The organism is Nocardia sp. NPDC051981, from assembly GCF_040680715.1.
In the GTDB taxonomy this organism is placed as follows: domain Bacteria; phylum Actinomycetota; class Actinomycetes; order Mycobacteriales; family Mycobacteriaceae; genus Nocardia.
The window spans coordinates 124,981-151,142 of sequence record NZ_JBFAXK010000008.1 but is presented as its reverse complement, the minus strand read 5'-3'; the positions used below and the strand labels follow the sequence as shown (position 1 = coordinate 151,142).

The following is a 26,162-nucleotide window of genomic DNA, read 5'->3' as shown; positions in this document are numbered from 1 at the left end:
CACCGGCGGGGCGGGAGTCAGTCGATGAGGCGGATGTCTTCGCCTGCTTCGTCTCTCGGGTCGCCCGGGGTTGTGAACCAGTGGGTGACTTCGCCGTCTTCCAGGTCGGCGGGGATATTGCCGGTGGGGAGGACGGAGAGGGCGCCTGCGGTGGCGGAGGCCAGGAATTCGTCGATCGCGGGTTGGTCGGTGGAGGCGGTGGTGTACGTCGTGGACTCGTAGTCGACGTCGTTGTCGGCGCGCAGGGTGGCTGCGCGGTCGAGGGCCTCGGACTGGGTGAGGGTGGCCCAGGTGTCGGCGTCGCGGTAGACGAAGGCGGGGTCGGATTCGGACAGCGGGCGGACGCGATCGGTGTAGGAGACCGGGTGCGCGGGGCGCGTGGCCAGGTCGGACTGGACCTTCGGGTCCGACGGGACCAGCCAGCGGATCGAGCTGGCGGCCGGTTCCTGGGCGATGCCGAAACCGGCTCCGGCGGCGAGGATGTCGCCGAAGGAGAGGCCGTCGGCGAAGAGCACCGCGGCACCGGCCTTGTGGATGGCCCAGACCGCGACCACCGCGTCCACCGTGTGCGGGAGAGCCACGGCGACGACGTCGCCGGGGCCCGCACCGCGCTCGATGAGCAGGCGCGCCAGCTGGGAGCTGCGGCGGTCCAGGACGGCGTACGCGATCTCCTGGCCGCCGGACAGCAGGGCGGGCGCCTGCGGGTCCTCTTCGACGACCTCGGCCAGCACATTGGCCACGGTCGCGGTGCCGACGCGCGCCGCGTCCGCCGCGGAATCGGCGGGGGTGACGGCGCTTTCGGCGAGGATGCGGGCGCGCTCGGTGACATCGAGGATGTCGATGTCACCGACCAGGCCCTCGGCGTTTCCGACCAGCGCGTCCAGGATGCGGTTGAAGCGCGCGGCGAGGATGGCGACCTCGTCCGCGGTGAACCGGCTGCCCAGGTAGCGCATGGAGATGTCGATGGTCTCGCCCGCCATGATGACCAGGCTCATCGGGTAGTGGGTGTTGTCGTTGATGCCCACACCGCTGACGGACATGCCGTCGATGGAGCTGGCCGCGGCGATGGCGTCCTTGTCCACCGGGTAGGACTCGAACGCCATGATGGTGTCGAATTCCGCTCCGGCACCGGCCAACTGCTGGATTTCGGTGAGCCCGATGTGGTGGTGTTCGAGCAGGTCGGCCTGATCGTGCTGGACCCGCTGGAGCAGCCCGCCGATGGTCAGGCGGTCATCGACGCGGATGCGCACCGGCACCGTGTTGATGAACAGACCCACCATGGATTCGACGCCCGGCAGGTCGCCGGGGCGGCCGGAGACGGTCGCGCCGAACACCACGTCACCGCGCCCGGTGAGGCGGCCGATCAGCACCGCCCAGGAGGTCTGGATCAGCGTGTTCAGCGTGACATCGAGTTCCCCGGCGCGCTTGGTGAGCGCGCGGGTGCGGTCGGCGTCGATATCCAGTGTGTAGCGGCCGATTTCGTAGTTCTCGTCCCGGGTCGCGGCGGGTGCGAGCTGGGTGGGCTCGCTGACGCCGGCCAGGGCGCGCTTCCACGCCTCGATCGACTCGTCCCGGTTCCGTCCGGCCAGCCAGGCCAGGTAGTTCCGGAACGACGGCACCCGCGGCAGCACCGACATGTCACCGCGCACCGCGTACAGCACCAGCAGGTCCTGCATGAGCAGCGGCATGGACCAGCCGTCCACCAGGATGTGGTGGGTGGTGATGACCAGGTGCACCAGATCGTCGCTGATCCGGAACACGGTGAACCGCATGAGCGGCGGCGCGGACAGATCGAAGTGATCGGCGCGATCGGCCTCGATCATCTCCCGCATGCGCGGATTGCGTTCGGCCTCCGGCAGATCCGTGAGATCGGTGACGGTGAACGGCGCCTCGACCCGGTCCAGCACCACCTGGTGGGCCTGGCCGTCGGCGTCGGTGACGAACGCGGTCCGCAGGCTCGGGTACCGGTCCAGGATGGCCTGCGCGGCCACCTTCAGCCGATCCACGTCCACCACACCGCTCAGGTCGAGCACGGTCTGAATGGTGTAGACGTCCACCGTGTTCTGGGTGAGCAGCGCGTGGAACAGCAGACCCGACTGCAGCGGCGAGAGCGGCCACACGTCGGACAGCGCCGGGTACGTCCGCTCCCACACCTCGATGTCGGACTGCTCCACCCGCACCAGCGGCAGGTCGGACGGCGTGAAGCCGCCCGCCTCCGGCCGCTCGGCGTGCGCGGCCAGCGCGGTCAGCGCCGCCACGAACAGATCGGCGAACTCCTGTACCCGTTCGCGCTCGAGCAGCCCACTCGGGTAGGAGAAGGCCGCGCCCAGCTGCGGGCCGTCGGCGCCGTCGGTGACGATGGCGTTGATGTCGAGGGTGGCGTTGGCGGGCATGTCGGCGTCCATGTCGCCGTCGAGGCGGCCCAGGTCGTCGACCGGCACCCAGCCCAGTTCGGCCATGCCCTCGGGCACCTCGCCCGCGGACATCCGGCCCAGGTAGTTGAAGCTGATCTGGCCGACATCGCGCAGCTGCGTGGCGGTTTCGGGGTTGAGGTAGCGCAGCAGACCCCAGCCCAGACCCTTGTCGGGCAGTGCCAGCAGCTGTTCCTTGACCGATTTCACGATGTCGCCCAGGGCGTTTCCGCCCTCGAAGGCATCGGCGAGATCGGCGTCGTTCAGGTCCAGTCGCACCGGGAAGGCGGCGGTGAACCAGCCGACCGTGCGCGAAAGATCCGCGCCCGGAACGATGTCCTCTTCACGGCCGTGGCCCTCGAGCTTGATCAGCGCCGAGCCGCCGGTGGTCTCCCCGCGCCAGCGCGCGACCGCCAGGGCCAGCGCCGACAGCAGACCGTCGTTGACGCCACCCCGGTACAGGCCCGGGACGGCGGTGAGCACGGCCTCGGTGACCGATGTCGGCACCGTGACCTCGATCCGCTCGACGGTGGCGAAGGTGTCGACCTTCGGGTCGAACGCCCGCGACCCGAGCAGCGGATCCGGTGTCTCGGTAACCCGCTGCCAGAACGGCAGTTCCGCGACCCGCGCCTCGCTGCGCGACTCCTCGGCCAGGGCGTGCGCCCAGCGCCGCATGGAGGTGCCGGTCTCGGGCAGCGCCAGCGGCTGCTCGAACGCCACCTGCGACCAGGCCAGGCCCAGGTCCGGAATCAGGATGCGCCAGGAGACGCCGTCGACCACCATGTGGTGCGCGACGATGAGCAGCACGTCCCGGCGGACGCGTGCCTCGTCGGAACCCTCGGGGGCGAAGGCGAACCAGACGAACTGCACCATGGCGGCATTCGCCGGATCCAGACGGCCCAGCGCCGCATCGAATTCGATGCTGCCGACCCGGGTCAGCTCCTCGTCGGAGATGTCCGCGGCCAGCTCGACCCGGTGCACCAGCGCGTCGACGTCGACGGCCCCGCGCGGCAGCGCCTCGAATTCGAAGCCCTCCGAAGCGTTTCCGCGCAGTCGCGACCGCAGCGCATCGTGGTGGTCGAACAGCGCGCCGATGGCCCCGACCAGCACCGTCCGGGTGATGCCGTCCGGCAGTCGCAGCGGCATGGTCTGCGAGAACCGTTCGTAGGACGACCCACTCGACAGGATCGCGTGCATGATCGGCGTCAGCGGAATGTCGCCGACCCCGCCGCCCGGCAGTTCCGCCAGCTTCTGCTGCGCGGTGTCCCCGCCCAGCATGGCGACCTCGGCCAGTCCGGCGACGGTCCGCTTCTCGAACACGTCGCGCGGCGAGAACACGATGCCGCGCGCCTTGGCCCGCGAGACCAGCTGGATGGACAGGATCGAGTCGCCGCCGAGCGCGAAGAACGAATCGTCCGCACCCACCTGCTCGACGCCGAGCACGTCGGCGAAGACCTCGGCAATGGTCGCTTCCAGTTCGGTGACCGGCGCGCGGAAGTCGCGCGCGGTGAACACCGGCTCGGGCAGCGCCCGGCGATCCAGCTTGCCGACCGGGGTCAGCGGGATGGCGTCCAGGATCGTGATGGCCGTCGGCACCATGTATTCCGGCAGACGGCCCGCGACATGCTCGGTCAGCGCCGGGATGTCGATGGTCCGGCCCGCCACCGGCAGCACGTAGGCCGCAAGGATGGTGGCCCCGGCCTCGGTCCTGTGACCGACCGTGACCGCGAAGTCGACCGTCTCGTGCGAGGCCAGCGCGGCGTCGATCTCACCGAGCTCGATGCGGAAGCCGCGCACCTTCACCTGGAAGTCGTTGCGGCCCACGTATTCCACCTCGCCGGTGGGGGTCCAGCGGACCACGTCACCGGAGCGGTACATGCGCTCGCCCGCCACGAACGGGTTGGCGACGAACCGCTCGGCCGACAGGCCCGGGCGGTCGTGGTAGCCACGCGAGAGCTGGATACCCGACAGGTACAGCTCACCCGCGACGCCCACCGGCACCGGACGCAGGCGCACGTCCAGGATCAGGGCCTGCATACCGCGGATCGGACCGCCGATGGTGACCAGATCGCCCGGCACCAGCGCATCGCTGATGTTGGTCATGATCGTGGTCTCGGTGGGGCCGTAGCCGTTGTGGAACGCACGAATCGTGCGGTTCTCCAACGGAATCGCCCACTTCTCGACCAGATCGGCCGGCACGGCCTCACCACCGGCGACCAGCACCCGCAGCGAGTCCAGCCCCTTCGGGTCGAGAGTGGCGAGCGCGGCCGGGGTGATGAAGGCGTGCGTGGCCCGCTCGCGCTTGATCAGTTCGGCCAGTTCCTCGCCGCCGTAGACGCCCGGCGGGACCACCACGAGGGTGCCGCCCGCGCCGATGGCGAGCAGGTACTCCAGCACCGACGCGTCGAACGACGGCGAGGCGAAATGCAGTGCCCGCGAACCGGAGTCGAGGTGGTAGCGCACGATCTGCTCGGTCGCGAAGTTGGCGAGACCGGAGTGCGTCACCACGACGCCCTTCGGCATGCCCGTGGTACCCGACGTGTAGATCACGTAGGCCACGTGGTCCGGCCGGACCGGCGCCCACCGCTCCGCGTCGGTGACGGGTTCGGCGAAGTGCGAGGCGATCTCGGCCTGCACCATGGGATCGTCGAGCGAGATCCAGCCCGCCAGGCTCTTGACCGGCGGCAGCCCCTCGAGCTCGGCGTCGACCGTGAGGCCGAGCACGGCGCCGGAGTCGTTGACCATGTGCGCGATGCGGTCCGCCGGGTAGGACGGATCGACCGGCACGAAGGCCGCACCCGACTTGGCGACGGCCCAGATGGCCAGCACCGATTCGAAGGAACGCCGGATGGCCACGGCGACACGGGTTTCCGGTCCGGCGCCGCGCTCGATGAGCACACGCGCCAGGCGTGAGGAGGCCGCGTCGAGTTCGGCGTAGCCCAGGGCCTGGCCCTGGAACACGACCGCCTCGCCGACCGGGTTGTTGGCGACGGCCTCGGCCAGCAGCTCGGGCAGCACGCGCGGCTCGATGGCCGGACCGCCCGTGCGGGAGATCAGGTCGGCGCGCTCGTCGGCGGCCAGGATCTCCAGGTCGCCGACCGCGGTGCGCGGCGCGGCGATGATCTCGCCGAGCAGGCGGAGGAACCGCTCCGCGAAGCCCTCCACCGTCGCCTGGTCGAACAGGTCACGGGCGTAACCGAATTCGGCGTACATGCCCGCGTCCGCGTCGGCCGGAGCCTCGGTCAGGGTGAGCATGAGGTCGAACTTGGCGATCTCGTTCTCGAAGTCGACCGCCGCGGCCCGCAGCGCGGGCAGCTCGAAGGAGCTGTCGGGCAGGTTCTCGAACGACAGCGCCACCTGGAACAGCGGGTGCCGTGCGGTGGACCGCTCCGGGTTGAGCAGCTCGACGAGCCGCTCGAACGGAATGTCCGCGTGCGCGAACGCCTGCAGGTCACTGTCCTTGGCCTTGGCCAGCAGCTCGGTGAAGCCGGCCTGTCCGCTCACCTCGGTGCGCAGCACCAGGGTGTTGACGAACATGCCGATCAGGTTGTCCAGCTCGGCCTCGCCGCGGCCCGCGATGGGCGCGCCGATGGCGATGTCGGAGGTGCCGGACAGGCGCGCCAGGAACACCGCGAGGGCGGTGTGCACGACCATGAACATGGTCGCGTTGTTGGTGCGCGCGATCTGCTGGAGTCCGCGGTGCAGGTCCTTGCCGATCGGGAACAGCACCCGGCCGCCGCGGAAGGACTGCGCGGTGGGGCGCGGGCGATCCGAGGGCAGGTTCAGCTCGTCGGGCAGATCCGCCAGTGCGGTGCGCCAGAATTCGGCCTGCGCGGCGATCAGGCTGGTCGCGTCGTCCTCGGAGCCGAGCACCTCGCGCTGCCAGATCGAGAAGTCCGCGTACTGCACCGGCAGCGGCGCCCAGCCGGGCGCGACACCGGCGGCCCGGGCGGCATAGGCCACCATGACGTCGCGGGTGAGCGGGCCCATGGACCAGCCGTCGGCGGCGATGTGGTGGGTGACGAAGACCAGAACATGCTCGACGGCGGCGGTGCCGTCAATGGACTCCGTTTCGGCACCGTCGACGCGGAACAGCTTGGCGTGCAACGGCACTTCCGCGGTCACGTCGAAGCCGGTGGTGACCAGCGCGGCGATCCGCTCGGTCACCGACTCGGCCGAGACGACGACCGGCGTCAGATCCGGAACCGCCTGGGCCGCCGGCACGATCACCTGCGCGGCCGCGCCGTCCACCTGCGGGTAGACGGTGCGCAGCGTCTCGTGGCGGCCGATCACGTCGGCGACGGCCTGCTGCAGCGCCTCCACATCCAGCGCACCGGTCAGGCGCACCGCCACGGGGACGTTGTACGCGGCCGACGCGGTGTCGAACTGGTTGAGGAACCACATGCGCTGCTGTGCCAGCGACAGCGGCACAGTATCGGGCCGCGGTGCGGCCGTGAGCGCCTTGCGATCTCCCGCGCCGGCGTGCTGCTCGACCTTGGCGGCCAGCCCGGCGACGGTCGAGGCCTCGAACACGGCGCGCACCGGCACCCGCGCGTCCAGGGCCGCGCCGATGCGCGCGGCGACCTGGGTGGCGAGCAGCGAGTTGCCGCCGAGGGCGAAGAAGTCGTCGTCCGCGCCCACGCGCTCGGCGCCGAGGACCTCCGCGATGACGCCCGCCACGATCTCCTCGATCGGGGTGGACGGCGCCCGGAAGGCGGTGGTCTCGAACTCGGGCTCCGGCAGCGCCTTCCGGTCCAGTTTGCCGTTCACATTGAGCGGCAGGGCATCCAGCACCACGAAGGCCGACGGCACCATGTACGACGGCAGCGCCGCCGACAGTGCCGACTTCACCAGCGGCACATCGACACCCGAGCCCGACGGCACCAGGTAGGCCACCAGGCGGTCACCCGTCTTGGCGTCCTGCTTGGCCAGCACCGCGGTCTGGGCGATCTCCGGCAGCGCCAGCAGCGCCGCCTCGATCTCGCCGAGCTCGATACGGAAACCACGGATCTTCACCTGGAAGTCGGTGCGGCCCCGGTACTCCAGCTCGCCGTTGCCGGACCAGGCGACGAGGTCACCGGTGCGGTACATGCGCTCGCCGGTCGCGAACGGGTCGGCCACGAAACGATCCGCGGTCAGATCCGGACGCGCGAAGTAACCGCGGGCCAGCTGCGCACCGGCGAGGTAGAGCTCGCCCGAGACGCCGTCGGGCACCGGGTTCAGGCGTGCGTCGAGCACGTAGACCCGCGAATTCCATTCCGGCGCACCGATGGACACCGAACCCTGGTCGGCATCGGTGACCCGGTGGCTGGTGATGGACACCGCGGCCTCGGTCGGGCCGTACAGGTTGAACAGTCGAGTTTGCCGGTTCAACGCACGGAAGCGCTGCGCCACTGTCGCGGGCAGCGCCTCACCGATGGCGAGGACCCGCCGCAGCGAATCGTTCAGCGTTCCTTCGGCCGCGGTGAGCAGCGCGTCCAGCATGGACGGCACCACGTGCAGGGTGGTGACCCGCTCGCGCGCCATCAGCTCGTTGAGGTACGCCGGATCCCGGTGGCCGTCGGCCGCGGCGATCACCAGGCGGCCACCGGACACGACGGCGGACCAGAACTCCCAGACCGACAGGTCGAAGGTGGCGGCGGTCTTGAGCAGCACCGCGTCGTCCGCGCCGAGCTCGAATTCCGCGCTCTTCCACTGCAACTGGTTGGCGATGGCCGCGTGCGGCAGCGCCACGCCCTTCGGGCGACCGGTGGAACCGGAGGTGAAGATGACGTAGGCGGTGTGCTCGGGCCGCAGCGGGGCGACCCGCTCGGCATCGGTGACCGGGCCGGGGTTCGCGCCGGACAGCGTGAGCTCGTCCAGCCGCACCAGCGGCGCGATATCGGTCGTGAACTCGGCCGCGGCATTGGTCAGCACGCACACCGGCGCGGCGGTTTCCAGGATGTACCCGGTCCGCTCGGCCGGCTGGTCCGGGTCCACCGGCACGTACGCGCCACCGGCGACCGCGACCGCGTACATGGCCACGACCAGGTCGACGGAGCGCCGCAGCGCCAGCGCGACCCGCGCCTCCGGGCCCACGCCCAGCGAGATCAGGTGGCGGGCAAGGCCATTGACCCGGGCGCCGAGTTCGGCGTATGTCAGGGTCTCGCTGTCCGGTCCGATGAGCGCGATGGCGGTCGGCTTGGCCGCCACCGTCGCATCGAGCATGGACACCAGCGTCGCGGCCGAATCCACCTGGTGCGCGGTGGCATTGCGCCGCTCCAGGATCTCGGTCCGCTCGGCCCCGGCCAGCAGCTCGATCTCGCCGACCACGGTGCGGGGTGCGCTCACGATCTCGCGCAACAGGTGCACGAACCGATCCGCGAAGCCGTGCACGGTGTCCCGGTCGAAGATATCGGTGGCGTAGGTCAGGATGCCGGTGATGCCCTGGGCCGCGCCGTCTTCGCCGTAGATGTCGGAGACGATGAGGTGCAGGTCGAACTGCGACAGCTCGGTGTCGACGTCCAGGCCGGACACGCTCAGGCCCGGCAGCTCCAGGGTGGAGCGGGTCAGGTTCTGGAAGGACAGACCCACCTGGAACAGCGGGTGCCGCGCGGTCGAGCGGGCCGGATTGAGCACCTCGACCAGGCGCTCGAACGGCACGTCGGCATTGGCGTAGGCCTGGATGTCGGTCTCACGCTGGCGCGCCAGCAGCTCGACGAACGGCTGCCCGCCGTCGACCCGCGTGCGGAACACCAGGGTGTTGACGAACATACCGATGAGGTCGTCCAGGACGGCCTCGCCACGACCGGCCATCGGGGTGCCGATGGCGATGTCGTCGGAGCCCGACAGGCGCGACAGCAGTACCGCGAGCGCGGTGTGCACGACCATGAACAGCGTCGCGCCCTCGGCGCGGGCCAATTCGACCAGCGCCGCGTGCAATTCGGCGTCGATGCGGATGTCGATCTTGCCGCCCGCGAAGGTCTGCACCGCCGGACGCGGCCGGTCGGCCGGGAGGTCCAGCTGATCCGGCAGGCCGGCGAGCGCCTGCGCCCAGTAGGCGACCTGCTTCGACGCCAGCGATTCCGGATCGTCCTCACTGCCCAGCAGTTCGCGCTGCCAGATGGAGTAGTCCGCGTACTGCACCGCCATCGGGGTCCAGCCCGGCTTCTGCTTGATGGAGCGCGCCGCGTAGGCGGTCATCAGGTCGCGGGTCAGCGGGGCCACCGAGGAACCGTCACCGGAGATGTGGTGGATCACCAGGGCCAGCACGTATTCCGCGGGCGCGGGGCCGCCCGGGTTCACGACCGGGAACTGGCCGGTGGGCTCGATATCGGCGAAGTCGAAGGTGTAGGCCGCCGCGTGCGCCGCGGCCTCCGACGGCCCGCGCGTCGCGGCACCGGACTCGGCGGCCGGAGCCTGGACCTCGCCCTCGATCTTGAACAGCGCCACCTTGATGGGCACCTCGACGGTCACGTCGAAGGCGGTGGAGGTCAGTTCGACCACCGCGCCCACCACCTCATCGGCGGTGACGGTACGCACCTCGAGCTCCGGCACGGCCTGCGCCGGCGGCAGGATGACCTGCACCGGCCCGTCCTCGGTCTGCGGGTAGATGGTCCGCAGGATCTCGTGGCGGGCAACCACATCCGCGATGGCGGCACGCAGCGCGTCCTCGTCCAGCAGGCCCGACAGCCGCACCGCGACCGGCACGTTGTAGGCGGCCGAGGCGGTGTCGAAGCGGTTGAGGAACCACATGCGCTGCTGGGCCAGTGACAGCGGAATGTTGTCCGGCCGCGGTCCGGCGGTGAGCGCCTTGCGGCCGCCGGCGCCGGCGTCGCGTTCCACGCGGGCCGCGAGCGCGGCCACCGTGGACGCCTCGAACAGCAGTCGCACCGGCACCCGGGTGTTGAGCGCCTCGCCGAGGCGTGCGGCCACCTGGGTGGCGAGCAGCGAGTTGCCGCCCCACGCGAAGAAGTCGTCGTCCAGGCCGACGCGGCCGGATTCGACACGCAGCACCTCGGCGAACACACCCGCCACGATCTGCTCGATCGGGCTGACGGGGGCGCGGAAGACCGCCTTCTCGAAGGTGGGCTGCGGCAGCTCCTTACGGTCCAGCTTGCCGTTGGCGTTGAGCGGCAACGCGGTCAGCGGCATGAAGACCGACGGGATCATGTACGACGGCAGTTCGGCGGCCAGCGCCGACTGCAGCTGCTGCTTGTCGGGGTCGCCGTCGCTGCCGACGATGTAGGCCACCAGGCGGTCGCCGAGCACCGGATCGGTGTGCGCGACCACGGCCGCCGAGGCGACGGAATCCAGGCGCAGCAGCGCGGATTCGATATCGCCGAGCTCGATGCGGAAACCGCGGATCTTCACCTGGAAGTCGGTGCGGCCCCGGTACTCCAGCTCCCCGTTCGCCTGCCAGGCCACCAGGTCACCGGTGCGGTACATGCGGGAACCGTTGTCGGCGAACGGGTTCGCCACGAACCGGTCGGAGGTCAGGTCCGGGCGGCCGTGGTAGCCGCGCGCCAGCTGCGCGCCGGCCAGGTACAGCTCGCCGGAGACGCCCACCGGCACCGGCCGCAGGCGCGCATCCAGCACGTACACCTGGGAGTTCCACTCGGGCGAGCCGATGGACACCGACAGCTCGTCGCGGGCGGTGACCCGGTGGTTGGTGATGGACACCGCGGCCTCGGTCGGGCCGTACAGGTTGAACAGCTCGGTGCGCGGCCGCTCCCGCAGCACGCGCTGCGCCAGCGGGCCGGGCAGCGCCTCACCGATGGCCAGGATGCGCCACAGCGAATCCGGCAGCCCGTCGGCGAGCAGCGCGTCCAGCATGGACGGCACCACGTGCAGGGTGGTCACCCATTCGCGGGCCATGAGCTCGTTCAGGTACGCCGGGTCCTTGTGGCCGTCCGGCGCGGCGATGACCATGCGGCCACCGCAGGCGGCGGCGGACCAGAACTCCCAGACCGAGAGGTCGAAGGTGGCGGCGGTCTTGAGCAGCACCGCGTCGGCCGGGTCGAGGCCGAATTCGGTGACCTTCCACAGCAACTGGTTCACGACCGCGCCGTGCGGCAGCGCCACACCCTTGGGACGGCCGGTGGAACCGGAGGTGAAGATGACGTACGCGGTGTTCGCGGCCGTCAGCTCGCGCACCCGCTCGGCGGCCGTGATCGGCTTGGCCGAGTGGCCGGACAGGTCCAGCTCGTCGATGCGCAGTACCTCGGCCAGCTCGGATTCGAAACCGACTGCGGCCGTGGTGAGTACGGCCTTGGGCGCGGCCGTCTCCAGGATGTAGCCGACACGCTCGGCGGGCTGATCCGGATCGATCGGCACGTAGGCGGCACCGGACTTGGCGACCGCGTACATGGCGACCACCAGGTCGGTGGACCGTCGAATGGCCAGGGCCACCCGGTCTTCCGCGCCGATGCCGCGCGCGATGAGCTCGCGGGCGAGCTGGTTCACGCGGGCGTCGAGTTCGGCGTAGGTCAGCTGCTCGGTGCCCTCGGCGGAATCGGCGACGATGGCCACGGCCTTCGGGTCGTCGGACACCGCCCGGTCGAGCAGCGAGACCAGGGTGGCCTCGGAACCGCCGTCCATGACCGACTCCACGTCCTGCGCGGTGTTGTTCCACCGCTGCAGGATTCGCGCGTTCTCGTCCTCGTCCAGCAGGTCGAGGTCGCCGACCGCGACGGTGGTGTCGGCCAGGACCGCGTCCAGCACCCGCACGAACCGGTCGGCGAAGGACCGCACGGTCGATTCGTCGAACAGGTCGGTGGCGTAACCGAATTCGGTGAGGATCTCGGCCGGGGTGCCGTCCTCGGTGTACCGGTCGTAGAGCGTGACGTGCAGGTCGGTCTTGGCCAGCTGCGAGTCGAATTCGACCGCGGCCACGTGCAGGCCCGGCAGCTCGAAGGCGGTCTCGGCCAGGTTCTGGAACGAGAGGCCCACCTGGAACAGCGGGTTGCGCGCGGTGGAGCGGACCGGGTTGAGCACCTCGACCAGGCGCTCGAACGGCACGTCGGCGTTGGCGAAGGCTTCCAGGTCGCGCTCGCGCACCTCGGAGAGCAGGTCGGCGAAGCTCGCGGCGCCGTCGACCTGGGTCCGGAACACCAGGGTGTTCACGAACATGCCGATCATGTCGTCGAGTTCGCGTTCACCGCGGCCCGCGATCGGAGTGCCGACCGCGATGTCGTCGGTGCCGGACAGTCGGGCCAGCAGCACCGCCAGGGCGGCGTGCACGACCATGAACAGCGAGGCGTTGTTGGCCCGCGCCAGCTCGTGCAGCTTGGCGTGGCGCTCGGCGTCGATATCGAAGCGCAGCGCCTTGCCGTGGAACGACTGCGCCGGGGGACGCGGCCGGTCGGTCGGCAGCTCCAGCTGGTCCGGCAGCCCGGTCAGCGCCCGGGTCCAGTACGAGACCTGCTTGGCGGCAAGCGATTCCGCGTCGTCCTCGCTACCGAGCACCTCGCGCTGCCACAGCGCGTAATCGGCGTACTGCACCGGCAGCGGAGCCCACTGCGGCACATCGCCGTTCACCCGGGCCACGTAGGCGGCCATGATGTCGCGCGCCATCGGGCCCATCGAGGAGCCGTCGGCGGAGACGTGGTGGACGGTGAAGGCCAGCACGTGCTGGGTGGTCTCACTGTCCGTGATGCGGAACATCTTGACGGCGAGCGGCACCTCGACGGTGACGTCGAAGGTGGTCATGGCGAATTCGATGACCTTGCCGAGCAGTTCGCCCTCGGTCACCTCCTCCGGCACCAGCGACAGATCGGTCTTCGAGGCGGGCAGCACGACCTGGTGCGGCCCCTCGGCCGACGCTCCACCGCCCTGCGCTTGCGGGTACACCGTGCGCAGCACCTCGTGGCGGGCGATCACATCGCCGATGGCCTGCTTCATGGCGTACAGGTCCAGCGCGCCGGTGAAGCGGACCGCCAGCGGAATGTTGTCGACCGCCGACGTGCTGGTGTCGAACTGGTTGAGGAACCAGTAGCGCTGCTGCGCCGGGGACAGCGGCAGGTGCGCGGGACGCTCACCGGGGATCAGGCGCGGACGCGCCCCGGAACCGGCATTGCGTTCCACCCGCGCGGCCAGCGCCGCGACCGTGGACGCCTCGAACAGATCGCGCACCGCGAGCTGGGTGTCCAGGGCCGCGCCGAGGCGGGCGGTGACCTGGGTGGCGATCAGCGAGTTGCCGCCGAGCTCGAAGAAGTCGTCGTCCAGGCCGACCCGTCCAACGCCGAGCACGTCGGAGAAGGTGCCCGCCACGATCTCCTCGATCGGGGTGGACGGGGCGCGGAAGACCTTGGCCTCGAACACCGGCGCGGGCAGCTGCTTGCGATCCAGCTTGCCGGAGGCATTGAGCGGGAAGGCGTCCAGCACCACGAAGGCGGTCGGAACCATGTAGCCGGGCAGGCCGTCCTGGAGTCCGGCGCGCACGGCGTCGAGGTCGACGCTGTGGCCGGCGGTCGGGATGACATAGCCGACCAGCTGCTCGCCGAGCCGCTCGTCGCTGCGGACCACGACCACCGACTGGGCGATGGCATCGATGGCGGTGAGCGCGGATTCGATCTCGCCGAGCTCGATGCGCAGACCGCGCAGCTTCACCTGGAAATCGGTGCGGCCCAGGTACTCCAGCTCCGCTCCGCCTCCCCGCGCTTCGCGACCGGTCCACTTGACGAGGTCGCCGGTGCGGTACATGCGCTCGCCGTCGTGGAACGGGTCCGCGACGAAGCGATCGGCGGTCAGCTCCGGACGGGCGACGTAGCCGCGCGCCAGCTGGACGCCCGACAGGTACAGCTCACCCGCGACACCCGGGGCGACCGGGTGCAGGCGCGAATCCAGCACGTACACACGGGTGTTGAAGACCGGCGCGCCGATCGGCACCGAGAGCGTGTCGGTGTCCTCCACCTCGTGGTAGGTGACGTCGACGGCCGCTTCGGTCGGGCCGTACAGGTTGTGCAGCCGTGCACCGGTGAGCTCGCGCAGCTTCTGCGCGGTCGGCGCGGGCAGCGCCTCACCGGAGGCGAAGACCTGCTGCAGCGAGACACATTCGGCGGCCTTCTCCTCCGCCACGAACACCGACATCATCGACGGCACGAAGTGCGCGGTGGTGACACCGGTCTCGATGATCAGGTCGGCCAGGTAGCCCGGATCGCGGTGGCCATCCGGCTTGGCGATGACCAGGGCCGCGCCGATCTGCAGGGGCCAGAAGAACTCCCACACCGACACATCGAAGGTGGCCGGGGTCTTCTGCAGCACGACATCGTCGTCGAACAGGCCGTACTCGGTCTGCATCCAGACCAGGCGGTTGACGATGGCCGTGTGGCTCACCGCCACGCCCTTCGGGCGGCCGGTCGAACCCGACGTGAAGATCACGTACGCGACATTGTCGCCGCGCAGCGGGGCGATCCGGTCGGCGTCGGCGATCGGGGCGTCGGAGTAGTCCGACAGGTCCAGCTCGTCGATCAGCAGCGTGCGCGTGGTGGTTTCGAACCGGTCCCCGCGGGTGCTGAGCACGCATACCGGCTGGGCGGTGTCGAGCACGTACTGGTTGCGCTCGGCCGGGTGGTCCGGGTCCAGCGGCACGTACGCGCCACCGGCGACGGTGACGGCGTACATGCCGACCAGCAGCTCGAAGGAGCGGCGCATGCCCAGGGCCACATAGGTGTCCGGTCCGACGCCCTCCGCGATGAGGTGGCGGGCCAGCTTGTGCACGCGAGCGGCGAACTCGCCGTAGGACAGACTCGTCCCCTCGAACACCAGCGCGGTGAGGTCGGGGGTCTGCTTCAGCTGGGTCTGGAACATCGACGCGAGCGTGACCTCGGCGTCGATCTTCTTGCCGCCCAGGGCGACGCGCTTGACGTCGTACTCGGTGGCGTTCCAGGTGCGCAGCACCTGGCGGCGCTCGGCCGCGTCCAGCAGTTCGATATCGCCGACCAGCGCGGTCGGCTCGGCGACCACGGCCGACAGCATGCGCACCAGGCGCTCGCCGAAGGCGGCGATGGTGGCCGGGTCGAACATGTCGGTGGCGTAGGCGAATTCGGCGATCATGCCGTCGCCGTCGGCCTGCTCGAAGCGCGGGGAGGCGGAGCGCAGGTTGAGGTGCAGGTCGAACTTGGCGGTGACCACGTCCAACGGCACGCCCGCCACTTCCAGCCCGGGCAGGGCGAAGGTCGCCGCGCCGGTGTTCTGGAACGACAGCATGACCTGGAACAGCGGGTGCCGCGCCTGCGAGCGCGCCGGGTTGAGGATCTCGACCAGGCGCTCGAAGGGCAGGTCGGCGTGGCCGAAGGCGGCCAGGTCGCTGTCCTTGGTGCGGGCCAGCAGCTCGGTGAACTTCTCCCCCGAGTCGACGGCCGTGCGCAGCACCAGGGTGTTGACGAACATGCCGATGGCGTCGTCGAGCACCTGCTCGCCACGGCCCGCGACCGCGGTGCCGATGGCGATGTCGTCGCCGCCGGACAGGCGCGCCAGCAGGGCCGCGAAGGCCGCGTGCACGACCATGAACAGCGAGGCGCCGTGCTCACGGGCCAGGCCGTTCAGTCCGGCCAAGAGGTCGGCGTCGATCGAGAACTCGTGCACCCCACCGGCATTGGACGCCACCGCCGGGCGGGGGCGATCCGAGGGCAGGTCGATCTGGTCGGGCAGCCCGGCGAGTTCGCGGCTCCAGTAGGAGACCTGCTGGGCGATCAGCGAGTCCGCGTCGTCCTCGTCGCCGAGGGTTTCGCGCTGCCACAGCGCGAAGTCGGCGTACTGCACAGGCAGCGGCGCCCAGTGCGGCGCTTCACCGGTGGCGCGGGCCGCGTAGGCGACCATCACGTCGCGGGCCAGCGGGCGCACCGACCAGCCGTCGCCGGAGATGTGGTGCACCACGAAAACCAGTACGTGCGTGGGCTGTCCGGCATCCGAGACCCGGAACAGTCCGGCGCGCACGGGGGCCGCGGCGGTCACGTCGAAGCCGGTGAGGACCAGCTCGGCGATGCGCTCGCGCAGGTCGGCCTCGGCCACCTCGACCGGGGCCAGCCCGGTGCCGCCGCCGTGGATGCCGGCATTGGCGGTCGAGTCCAGGCGGACCTGGTCGGCGGGCAGGATGACCTGTACGCCACGGCCTTCGGCGTTCTCCGGGTAGACGGTGCGCAGCACCTCGTGCCGCTCCAGCACGTCCCCGACGGCGGCCAGCAGGGCGTCCACGTCGAGGTCGCCGGTCAGGCGCACCGCGAGCGGGATGTTGTTGACGGCCGAGGCGGTGTCGAAGCGGTTGAGGAACCACATGCGCTGCTGGGCCAGCGACAGCGGGATCTCGTCCGGCCGGGCCTGGGCCACCAGCGCGCGGCGGCCACCGGTGCCCGCCTGCGTTTCCACGCGCGCGGCCAGGGCGGCCACGCTCGGGGCGTCGAACAGGGTGCGGACGGGGATGCGGGTGTCGAGCGCCGCCCCCAGTCGCGCCACGACCTGGGTGGCGATCAGCGAGTTGCCGCCCAGCTCGAAGAAGTCGTCGTCCGCGCCGACCGGGTTCTCGAGTCCGAGCACCTCGGCGAAGACGCCGGCCACGATCTCCTCGGCACGCGTTGCGGCGGCACGGAATTCGCGGGCGGCGAACTCCGGCTCGGGCAGTGCGCGGCGGTCCAGCTTGCCGTTGGCGCTGAGCGGGAACGCGCCCAGGGCCACGATGGCGGCGGGGACCATGTAGGACGGCAGCTGCGCGGCCAGGTGCTCACGCACGGCCTCCACGTCGAGGGCGTCCGCGCCGAGGGCGACCGGTTCGGTCGAAGCCGATTGCGCCGGAACCACGTACGCGACCAGCTGGTCACCGGTGCGGGCATCGGAACGCAGCACCACGACGGCCTGGGCGACCGACTCGTGGGCGGTCAGCGCGGCCTCGATCTCGCCGAGCTCGATGCGCAGACCGCGCAGCTTGACCTGGAAGTCGGTGCGGCCGATGTACTCCAGCTCGCCGTCCGCGGTCCAGGTGACCAGGTCACCGGTCCGGTACATGCGCTTGCCCGGCGTGAACGGGTTGGCCACGAAGCGATCCGACGACAGGTCGGGGCGCGCCACGTAGCCGCGTGCCAGCTGCACGCCGGCCAGGTAGAGCTCGCCCGCCATGCCCGGCGCGACCGGGTGCAGGCGCGAATCCAGCACGTACACCTGGGTGTTGAACACCGGGCGGCCGATCGGCACGGTCTCGGTGTCGGCGTCGGTGACCTGGTGATAGGTGACGTCGACGGCCGCTTCGGTCGGGCCGTACAGGTTGTGCAGGGCGGCGCCGGTGACCCGGCGCAGCTGCTGGGCGGTGGTCGCGGGCAGCGCCTCACCGGAGGCGAAGACCAGGCTGAGTTTGATTGCCCTCCGCTCCGCTCCGGGCGGGTTCGCGGCGCTGAGGGTCGTGCCGCGAACCACCGGGGTTTCTCCGGCTCGAGTCGCGAGCTCCGAGACGAAGACCGCCAGCATGGACGGCACGAAGTGGGCGACCGTGACACCCTCGCGGGCAATGAGATCGGCCAAGTACGCCGGATCACGGTGGCCGTCCGGCTTCGCCACGACCAGCTTCGCGCCGATCTGCAAGGGCCAGAAGAACTCCCACACCGACACGTCGAAGGTGGCCGGAGTCTTCTGCAGCACCACGTCGGCGGCGGTCAGGCCGTACTCGGTCTGCATCCACACCAGGCGGTTCACGATCGCCGAGTGCGGCACCGCCACCCCCTTCGGGCGACCGGTCGAACCCGAGGTGAAGATCACGTAGGCGCTGTTCGAAGCACGCAGCGGCGCACTGCGATCCGCGTCGGTCAGCACGGCGTCGGAGTAACCCGACAGGTCGACGGTGTCGACCGCGACGGTCGGGACGCTCGCGTGGGTGAATCCGTCCCGCTCGGTGGTGAGCACGCACACCGGCCGAGCGGTCTCGAGCACGTAGTCGATGCGATCGGCGGGCTGGTCCAGGTCCAGCGGCACGTACGCGCCACCGGCCTCGATGATCGCGTACATCGCGACCACCAGGTCCACCGAACGGCGAATGCCCAAGCCCACCAGGCTCTCCGGGCCGACCCCGGCCTCGATGAGCTGGCGGGCCAGCTGATGCACCCGGCCGGCGAACTCGGCGTAGGACAGACTCGTTCCCTCGAAGCTGACCGCGGTTGCCTCGGGGGTCCGCTCGGCCTGGGCCTCGAACAGCGCGACCAGGGTCTCGCCCGCGTCGCCGGAGGCGCTGCGCACGGTCTCGCCCTCGGCGGTGGTCTCGCCCGAGAGGGTGCCCGAGGTCAGTTCCGCCAGCGCCGAGTAGACGTCGGCGGTGGTGCGGTTCCAGTCGCGCAGCACCCGGGTGCGCTCGCCGGAGACCAGCAGGTCGATATCGCCGATGGCCCGTTCCGGCTGCGCGGCAATGGCCTTCAGCAGCCGGTCGAACCGGTCGGCGAAACGCTCCATGGTGGCGGCGTCGAACAGGTCGGTGGCGTAGATGAGTTCGGCGGTGATGCCGGAGGGGGTCGCTCCGTGGCCGTTGCCCGCCACGTCGTGGGTTCCCAGCTGCTCGGTGAGGACCAGCTGCAGGTCGAACTTGGCGGTGTCGATCGGGAGATCGACGGCGCTCACGGTCAGGCCGGGCAGTTCCAGTTCGGTGATGCCGGTGTTCTGGAACGACAGCATGACCTGGAACAGCGGGTGCCGCGCCTGCGAGCGCGCCGGGTTGAGGATCTCGACCAGGCGCTCGAAGGGCAGGTCGGCGTGGCCGAAGGCCTGGATGTCGGTGGTGCGCACCGTGTCCAGGAGTTCGGTGAAGCCGGCGCCGCCGTCCACCTCGGTGCGCAGCACCAGGGTGTTGACGAACATGCCGATGAGGTCGTCGAGGGCGCGTTCACCACGACCGGCGACCGGGGTGCCGATCGCGATGTCCGCCTCACCCGACAGCCGCGACAGCAGCGCCGCCAGGGCGGAGTGCATGACCATGAACAGCGTCGCGCCGCGGGTGCGGGCCAGTTCGGTCAGCTTGGCGTGGGTGTCGGCGTCGACGGTGAAGACGTGCGTCGCACCGCGGCCCGACGCGACGGCCGGACGCGGCCGGTCGGCGGGCAGGTCCAGCTGGTCGGGCAGGCCGCGCAGCGAGTCGCGCCAGTACGAGATCTGCTGGGAGATCACGGATTCGGCGTCGGTCTCGTCGCCGAGCACCGCGCGCTGCCACAGCGCGTAGTCCGCGTACTGGACATCCAGCGGCTGCCAGCCGGGCTCGCCGCCCTCGACGCGAGCGCCGTAGGCGGTCATGACATCCCGGGTGAGCGGGCCCATGGAGAAGCCGTCGGCCGAGATGTGGTGCACCACCAGCGCGAGCACGTGCTCGGTGGGGCTGACCTCGAACAGGCGGGCCCGGAACGGCACGTCCACGGTGACATCGAAGCCGCTCAGCACCAGCTCCGAGAGCGCCTGCGGCAGTTCGGCTTCGGAGACCTCGACCGGGGTCAGGTCCGGAATGACCTGGCCGGTGGGGACGATCTCCTGGAACGCCTGCGCTCCGCCTCCCCGCGCTTCGTCGATCTCCGGGTACCGGGTACGCAGCGACTCGTGCCGCGCCAGCACGTCGGCGACGGCGATCTGCAGGGCCTGGCGGTCCACCAGACCCGACAGGCGCACGGCCGCCGGGATATTGTCCACGGCCGATTCGGGATCGAACCGGTTGAGGAACCACATGCGCTGCTGGGCCAGCGACAGCGGCAGCCGCTCCGGCCGCCGCTGCGCGATCAGCGCCTGGCGAGTGCCCGCGCCGGAATGGGTTTCGGCGCGCGCCGCCAGGGCGGCCACGGTCGACGCCTCGAAGATCTCGCGCACACCCAGGTGGGTGTCCAGCGCGGCCGACAGGCGCGCCGCCACCTGGGTGGCGATGAGCGAGTTGCCGCCGAGGGCGAAGAAGTCGTCGTCCAGGCCGACCCGCTCCAGGCCGAGGATCTCGGCGAACACGCCGGCCACGATCTGCTCGACCGGGGTCACGGGCGCGCGGAACACCGCGGCCTCGAACACCGGCGCGGGCAGCGCCTTGCGGTCCAGCTTGCCGGAGGCATTGAGCGGGAACTCGTCGAGCGCCATCAGGACCGACGGCACCATGTACGCGGGCAGGCTCTCGCCGATCACCAGGCGCACCTTCTCGACGTCCACGGTGTGGCCCGCCGCCGGGATGACATAGGCGACCAGCTGATCACCGGTGTGCACGTCGCTGCGCACCACGACCACCGACTGTGCGATGGAATCCAGTGCGGTGAGCGCGGATTCGATCTCGCCGAGTTCGATGCGCAGACCGCGCAGCTTGACCTGGAAGTCGGTGCGGCCGATGTACTCCAGCTCGCCGTCCGCGGTCCAGGTGACCAGGTCACCGGTGCGGTACATGCGCTCGCCGTCCCCGAAGGGGTTGGCCACGAAGCGATCCGAAGTGATGTCCGGGCGCGCGACATACCCGGTCGCGAGCTGATCGCCCGCCAGGTACAGCTCACCCGCGACACCCACCGGAACCGGCCGCAGACGCGAATCCAGCACGTACACCTCGGTGTTGAACACCGGGCGGCCGATCGGCACGGTATCGACGTCCGCGTCCACGACCTGGTGGAAGGTGACGTCGACCGCGGCCTCGGTCGGGCCGTACAGGTTGTGCAGCTCCGCGCCCGTGAGTTCACGCAGCTTGTGCGCGGGCTTGGGCGACAGCGCCTCGCCGGAGGCGAAGACCTTGCGCAGGCTGGTGCACCGCGCGGCGGCCTCCTCGGCCACGAACACCGCGAGCATGGACGGCACGAAGTGGGTGACCGTCACACCCTCGCGGGCAATGAGATCCGCGAGATACGCCGGGTCGCGGTGGCCTTCGGGCTTGGCCACGACCAGCTTCGCGCCGATCTGCAAGGGCCAGAAGAACTCCCACACCGACACGTCGAAGGTGGCCGGGGTCTTCTGCAGGACGACGTCGCCGGCGGTCAGCCCGTAGGCCGTCTGCATCCAGACGAGGCGGTTCACGATCGCCGAGTGCGGCACCGCCACACCCTTCGGGCGGCCGGTCGAACCGGACGTGAAGATCACGTACGCGTTGTTCGACTCCCGCAGCGGCGCACGGCGATCCGCATCGGTGAGCGGAGCGGCCGAGTAGCTGGCCAGCTCCAGCATGTCGATGCGGACCTGCGCGGTATCGATCGCCAGGTCCTCACCGGAGGTCAGCACGGTCACCGGGTCGGCGGTCTCGAGGATGTACTCGATGCGCTCGGCCGGGTGATCCGGGTCCAGCGGCACGTAGGCGGCGCCGGCCACGGTGACGGCGTACATGCCGACCACCAGGTCGATGGAACGCCGCATACCCAGGGCCACGAACGATTCCGCTCCGACACCACGCTCGACCAGCCAGCGCGCCAGGCGGTGCACCCGGTCGCCGAACTCGGCGTAGGACAGACTCGTCCCCTCAAAGCTGAGCGCGGTCGCGTCGGGCGTCCGCTCCACCTGCGCCTCGAACATCGCGACCAGGGTCGCGGCCTCGGCCGCCAAGCGCGGGGAGGCGGAGCGATCGGTGAGCACGGCCTCGATGTCGAAGGCGGTGTCGTTCCAGCGCTCGACGACCAACTCGCGTTCGGGTGCGTCCAGCAGTTCGATATCGCCCACGGCCGCAGCGGGTTCCGTGGTGATGGCGGTCAGCACGCGCACCAGGCGGTCGGCGATGCGGTGGACGGTGTCCTCGTCGAACAGGTCGCGCAGGTAGCCGGCGCGGATGCGCAGGCGGGTGTCGAGCTGGGCGATGAGGGTCAGCGGGTAGTGGGTGGCGTCCGCGGCGTCCAGGCCGGTGACGGCCATGCCGTCGATGTCGGCGGCCTGGGACCGGATGCCCTCCGCGTCGACGGGATAGGACTCGAAGACGACCAGGGTGTCGAAGAGCCCGCCGATGCCCGCCGCCGTCTGGATGTCGGCCAGGCCCACGTAGTGGTGGTCGAGCAGGTCGGCCTGCTCGCCCTGGGTCCGGGTGAGCAGCGCGCTCGCCGGCTCGGCCGGGTCGAAGGCGACCCGCACCGGCACGGTGTTGATGAACAGACCCACCATGGACTCGACGCCGGACAGCTGGGCCGGGCGACCGGACACCGTGGTGCCGAAGAGCACGTCCTCGCGGCCGGTGAGGCGGCCGAGCAGGACGCCCCAGGCGACCTGGAGCACGGTGTTCGGGGTGACGCCGAGATCGGCGGCCAGCGCGGTCAGGCGCGCCGTCGCGGCCTCGTCCAGGTCGAAGAAGTACTCGCCGGACAGGGCGGTGATCTCGCGGCCCGCGTCGGGGCGGGTGAGCAGGGTCGGCTCGGAGACGCCGTGCAGCGACCGCTGCCATGCCGCCAGCGAGGCCGGACGGTCCTGCTGCGCAACCCATTCCAGGAAGTAGCGGTAGGAGCGCACCGGCGGCAGCACCGCGGTGTCGGAGTGCGTGGCGTACAGCACCAGCAGGTCCTGCATGAGCAGCGGCATGGACCAGCCGTCGAGCAGGATGTGGTGGTTGGCCACGGCCAGCTGGTAGCTGTTCGCGGCGGTCCGCACCAGCGTGTAGCGGATGAGCGGCGGCGCGGTCAGGTCGAAGCGCTGCACCCGGTCGGCGGCGATGATCTCCGCCGCGCGTGCCGCGCGGGCGTCCGCGTCGGCGATGTCGGTCAGGTCGTGGTTGGTCCACGCCACCTGCACGCCGTCGATGACCACCTGCACCGGAACACCCGATGCGTCGTTCACGTAAGCGGTGCGCAGGATTTCGTGGCGTTCGATGAGGGCCTGCGCGGCCGACCGCAGCCGGTCGGCGTCGACGCGGCCCTCGAGGGTGAGCACCGCCTGCGCGGTGTACACGTCGACCGAGGTGGCGGCCAGCTGCGCGTGGAACAGCAGACCGGCCTGCAGCGCGGACAACGGCCATACCTGGTTCAGCGCACCGTACTGCTTCTCCCAGCCGTCGATATCGCGCTGGGTGACGCGCACCAGGCCGAAGTCGGACGGGGTGTGCCCGCCCGCCTGCGCGGAATCGGCATGCCGGGCAACGGCTTCCAGCGCCGAGGTCCACAGCGCCGCGAATTCGGCGATCTCCTGCGCACCGATCAGCGTGCTCGGGTAGCCGATATTGGCGGTCAGCTTCTCTCCGACCACGATGGCGTTGATGTCGATCGGGGCCATGGCGGGCATGTCGCCGTCGTAGGCGCCGGCCAGATCCGCCAGCTCGGGAGCCGGGATCCAGCCGAAGCCGCGCAGCGCCTCCGGCACATCGCCCTCGTTGACCCGGCCCAGGTAGTTGAAGCTGACCTGGCCCGGCAGCTGCTTGGGCAGCTGCGAGGCGGTGTCGGAGTTCATGTAGCGCAGCAGGCCGTAGCCGATGCCCTTGTCGGGCACCGCGAGCAGCTGCTCCTTGACGGCCTTGATGGCCCGGCCCATGGCGGGCCCGCCGCTGAGGGCGGCGTCCACGTCGATGCCGGACAGATCGAAGCGCACCGGGAAGATGGCGGTGAACCAGCCGACCGTGCGGGACAGGTCGGCACCGGGCACGACCTCTTCCTCACGACCGTGGCCCTCCAGGCGGACGAGGGTTGTGTCCTGCCCCCCGGCCTTCTCCCCCAGGCCCTTGGCCGCGCGGAACTTGGCCACCGCCAGGGCGAGTGCGGTCAGCAGACCGTCGTTGACACCGCCGTGGAACAGCGCGGGCACGGTGGTCAGCAGCGCCTTGGTGGCCTCGGCCGACAGTTCGACGCGGTGCTTCTCGATGGTGGCGGTGACGTCGACGGCCGGATCCATGGGGCGCTCGGTGAGCAGCGGGTCCGGGCCCTCGACGACGGTGCGCCAGAACTCGAGTTCGGCGACGCGCTCGTCGGTGGCGGCCTCACGCTCGAGGGCGTGCGCCCAGGTGCGCATGCTGGTGGCGGGCGCGACCAGCTCGGGGGTCTGTCCGGCGGACAGCTGACCCCAGGCGGCGACGAAGTCCGGCACCAGGATTCGCCAGGTGACGCCGTCGACCACGAGGTGGTGTGCGGCGACGACGAGTCGTCCGGCACGAGCGGTGCCCGGTTCACGGCTCGCCGTGGCGTCGGACGGCTCCAGCCACACGAACCGGATGACCTGTCCCGCAGCCGGATCCAGCTTGTCGAGGGTGGCATCCAGTGCGGCCGTGGCGATCTCGACCAGCTGCGCGTCGGTGACGCCCGCGTCGAACTCGGTGCGATCGATCAGCGCATCCGCGTCGATCGTTCCGGGAGCGGCGGTTTCGACGATCCAGTCCGCGTCCGGCACCCGGCGCAGGCGCGCCCGCAGCATGTCGTGGCGGTCGATGACCGCGCCGACGGTGGCGGCGATGCCCGCGCGATCGATGCCGATCGGCAGCTCCAGCGCCATGGTCTGGTTGAAGCGGCCGAACTCGCCCGGCCGGCCCGCCATGAAGCGCACGACGGGGGTCAGCGGCATGACGCCCACGCCGCCGCCCGGCAGCTCGGTCAGCTGCGGGGTCGAATTGCCTTGGCCGTCCGTGGTTTCCGCGACGGCGGCCAGACCGGAGACCGTGCGCTGCTCGAACACGTCGCGCGGGCTGAATACCACGCCGCGCGCCTTGGCCCGCGACACCAGCTGGATGGAGACGATGGAGTCACCGCCCAGGGCGAAGAACGAGTCGTCGATGCCGACCCGTTCCAGACCCAGCACCTCGGCGAAGACCTCGGCGATGGTGTGCTCGAGGGCATTGCGCGGCGCGCGGAAGACCACCTCGGTGGCGAAGACCGGCTCGGGCAGCGCCCGGCGGTCCAGCTTGCCGACCGGCGTCAGCGGCACCCGGTCGATGACCATGACCGCCGAGGGCACCATGTACGCGGGCAGACGCGCCTCGACGTGCGCCGTCACGGCCGCCACATCGATCGAATGACCCGGCGTGGCAACCACGTACGACACCAGCGACGTCGCGCCGGCGGCGTTCTTGTGGCCCACGGTGACCGCGAAGTCGACGGACTCGTGCGAGGCCAGCGCGGCGTCGATCTCGCCCAGCTCGATGCGGAAACCACGCACCTTGACCTGGAAGTCGGAACGGCCGACGTACTCGACCAACGCTCCGCCCCCCCGCGCTTCGTCCGTGGTCCAGCGCACCACGTCACCGGTGCGGTACATGCGCTCGCCCGCCACATACGGGTTGGCGACGAACCGGTCGGCGGTCAGGCCCGGCCGCGCGTGGTAGCCGCGCGCCAGCTGAATGCCCGACAGGTACAGCTCACCCGCGACTCCCACCGGAACCGGGCGGAGGCGGTTGTCGAGGATCAGCGACTGCATGCCCCGGATGGGGCCGCCGATGGTGACGAGGTCGCCCGGCACCAGCGCATCGCTGATGTTGGTCATGATGGTGGTCTCGGTGGGGCCGTACCCGTTGTGGAAGGCACGAATGGTGCCGTCCGACTCTGTCCCCTCTCCGATCGGCACCGCCCACTTCTCCACCAGATCGGCGGGGACGGCCTCACCACCGGCGACCAGCACGCGCAGCGAGTCCAGGCCCGCCGGTCCGAAGGTGGACAGCGCGGCCGGGGTGATGAAGGCGTGGGTGGCCCGCTCGCGGCGGATCAGCTCCGCGAGCTCCTCACCGCCGTAGGTGCCCGGCGGCACGACCACGAGGGTGCCGCCCCTGCCGATGGCGAGCAGGAACTCCAGCATGGACGCGTCGAACGACGGCGACGCGAAATGCAGTGCGCGCGAAGAGGAGTCGAGCGCGTACCGCTCGGCCTGCTCGACGCTGAAGTTGGCCAGACCCGCGTGGGTGACCACGACGCCCTTGGG

1 protein-coding gene (running past one end of the window) is annotated in these 26,162 nt (G+C 70.7%); it reads right to left on the bottom strand.

What is annotated here, in order from left to right; all coding sequences use genetic code 11:
- Nucleotides 1–17: 17 nt before the first annotated feature.
- Nucleotides 18–26,162, bottom strand: the 3' portion of a protein-coding gene (locus tag AB0L60_RS17100) for a non-ribosomal peptide synthase/polyketide synthase (RefSeq protein WP_364614232.1). 18,219 nt of this gene lie beyond the right edge of the window; 26,145 of the gene's 44,364 nt are visible here — the last part of the coding sequence; its start codon lies off the right edge, out of view; its stop codon occupies nucleotides 18–20.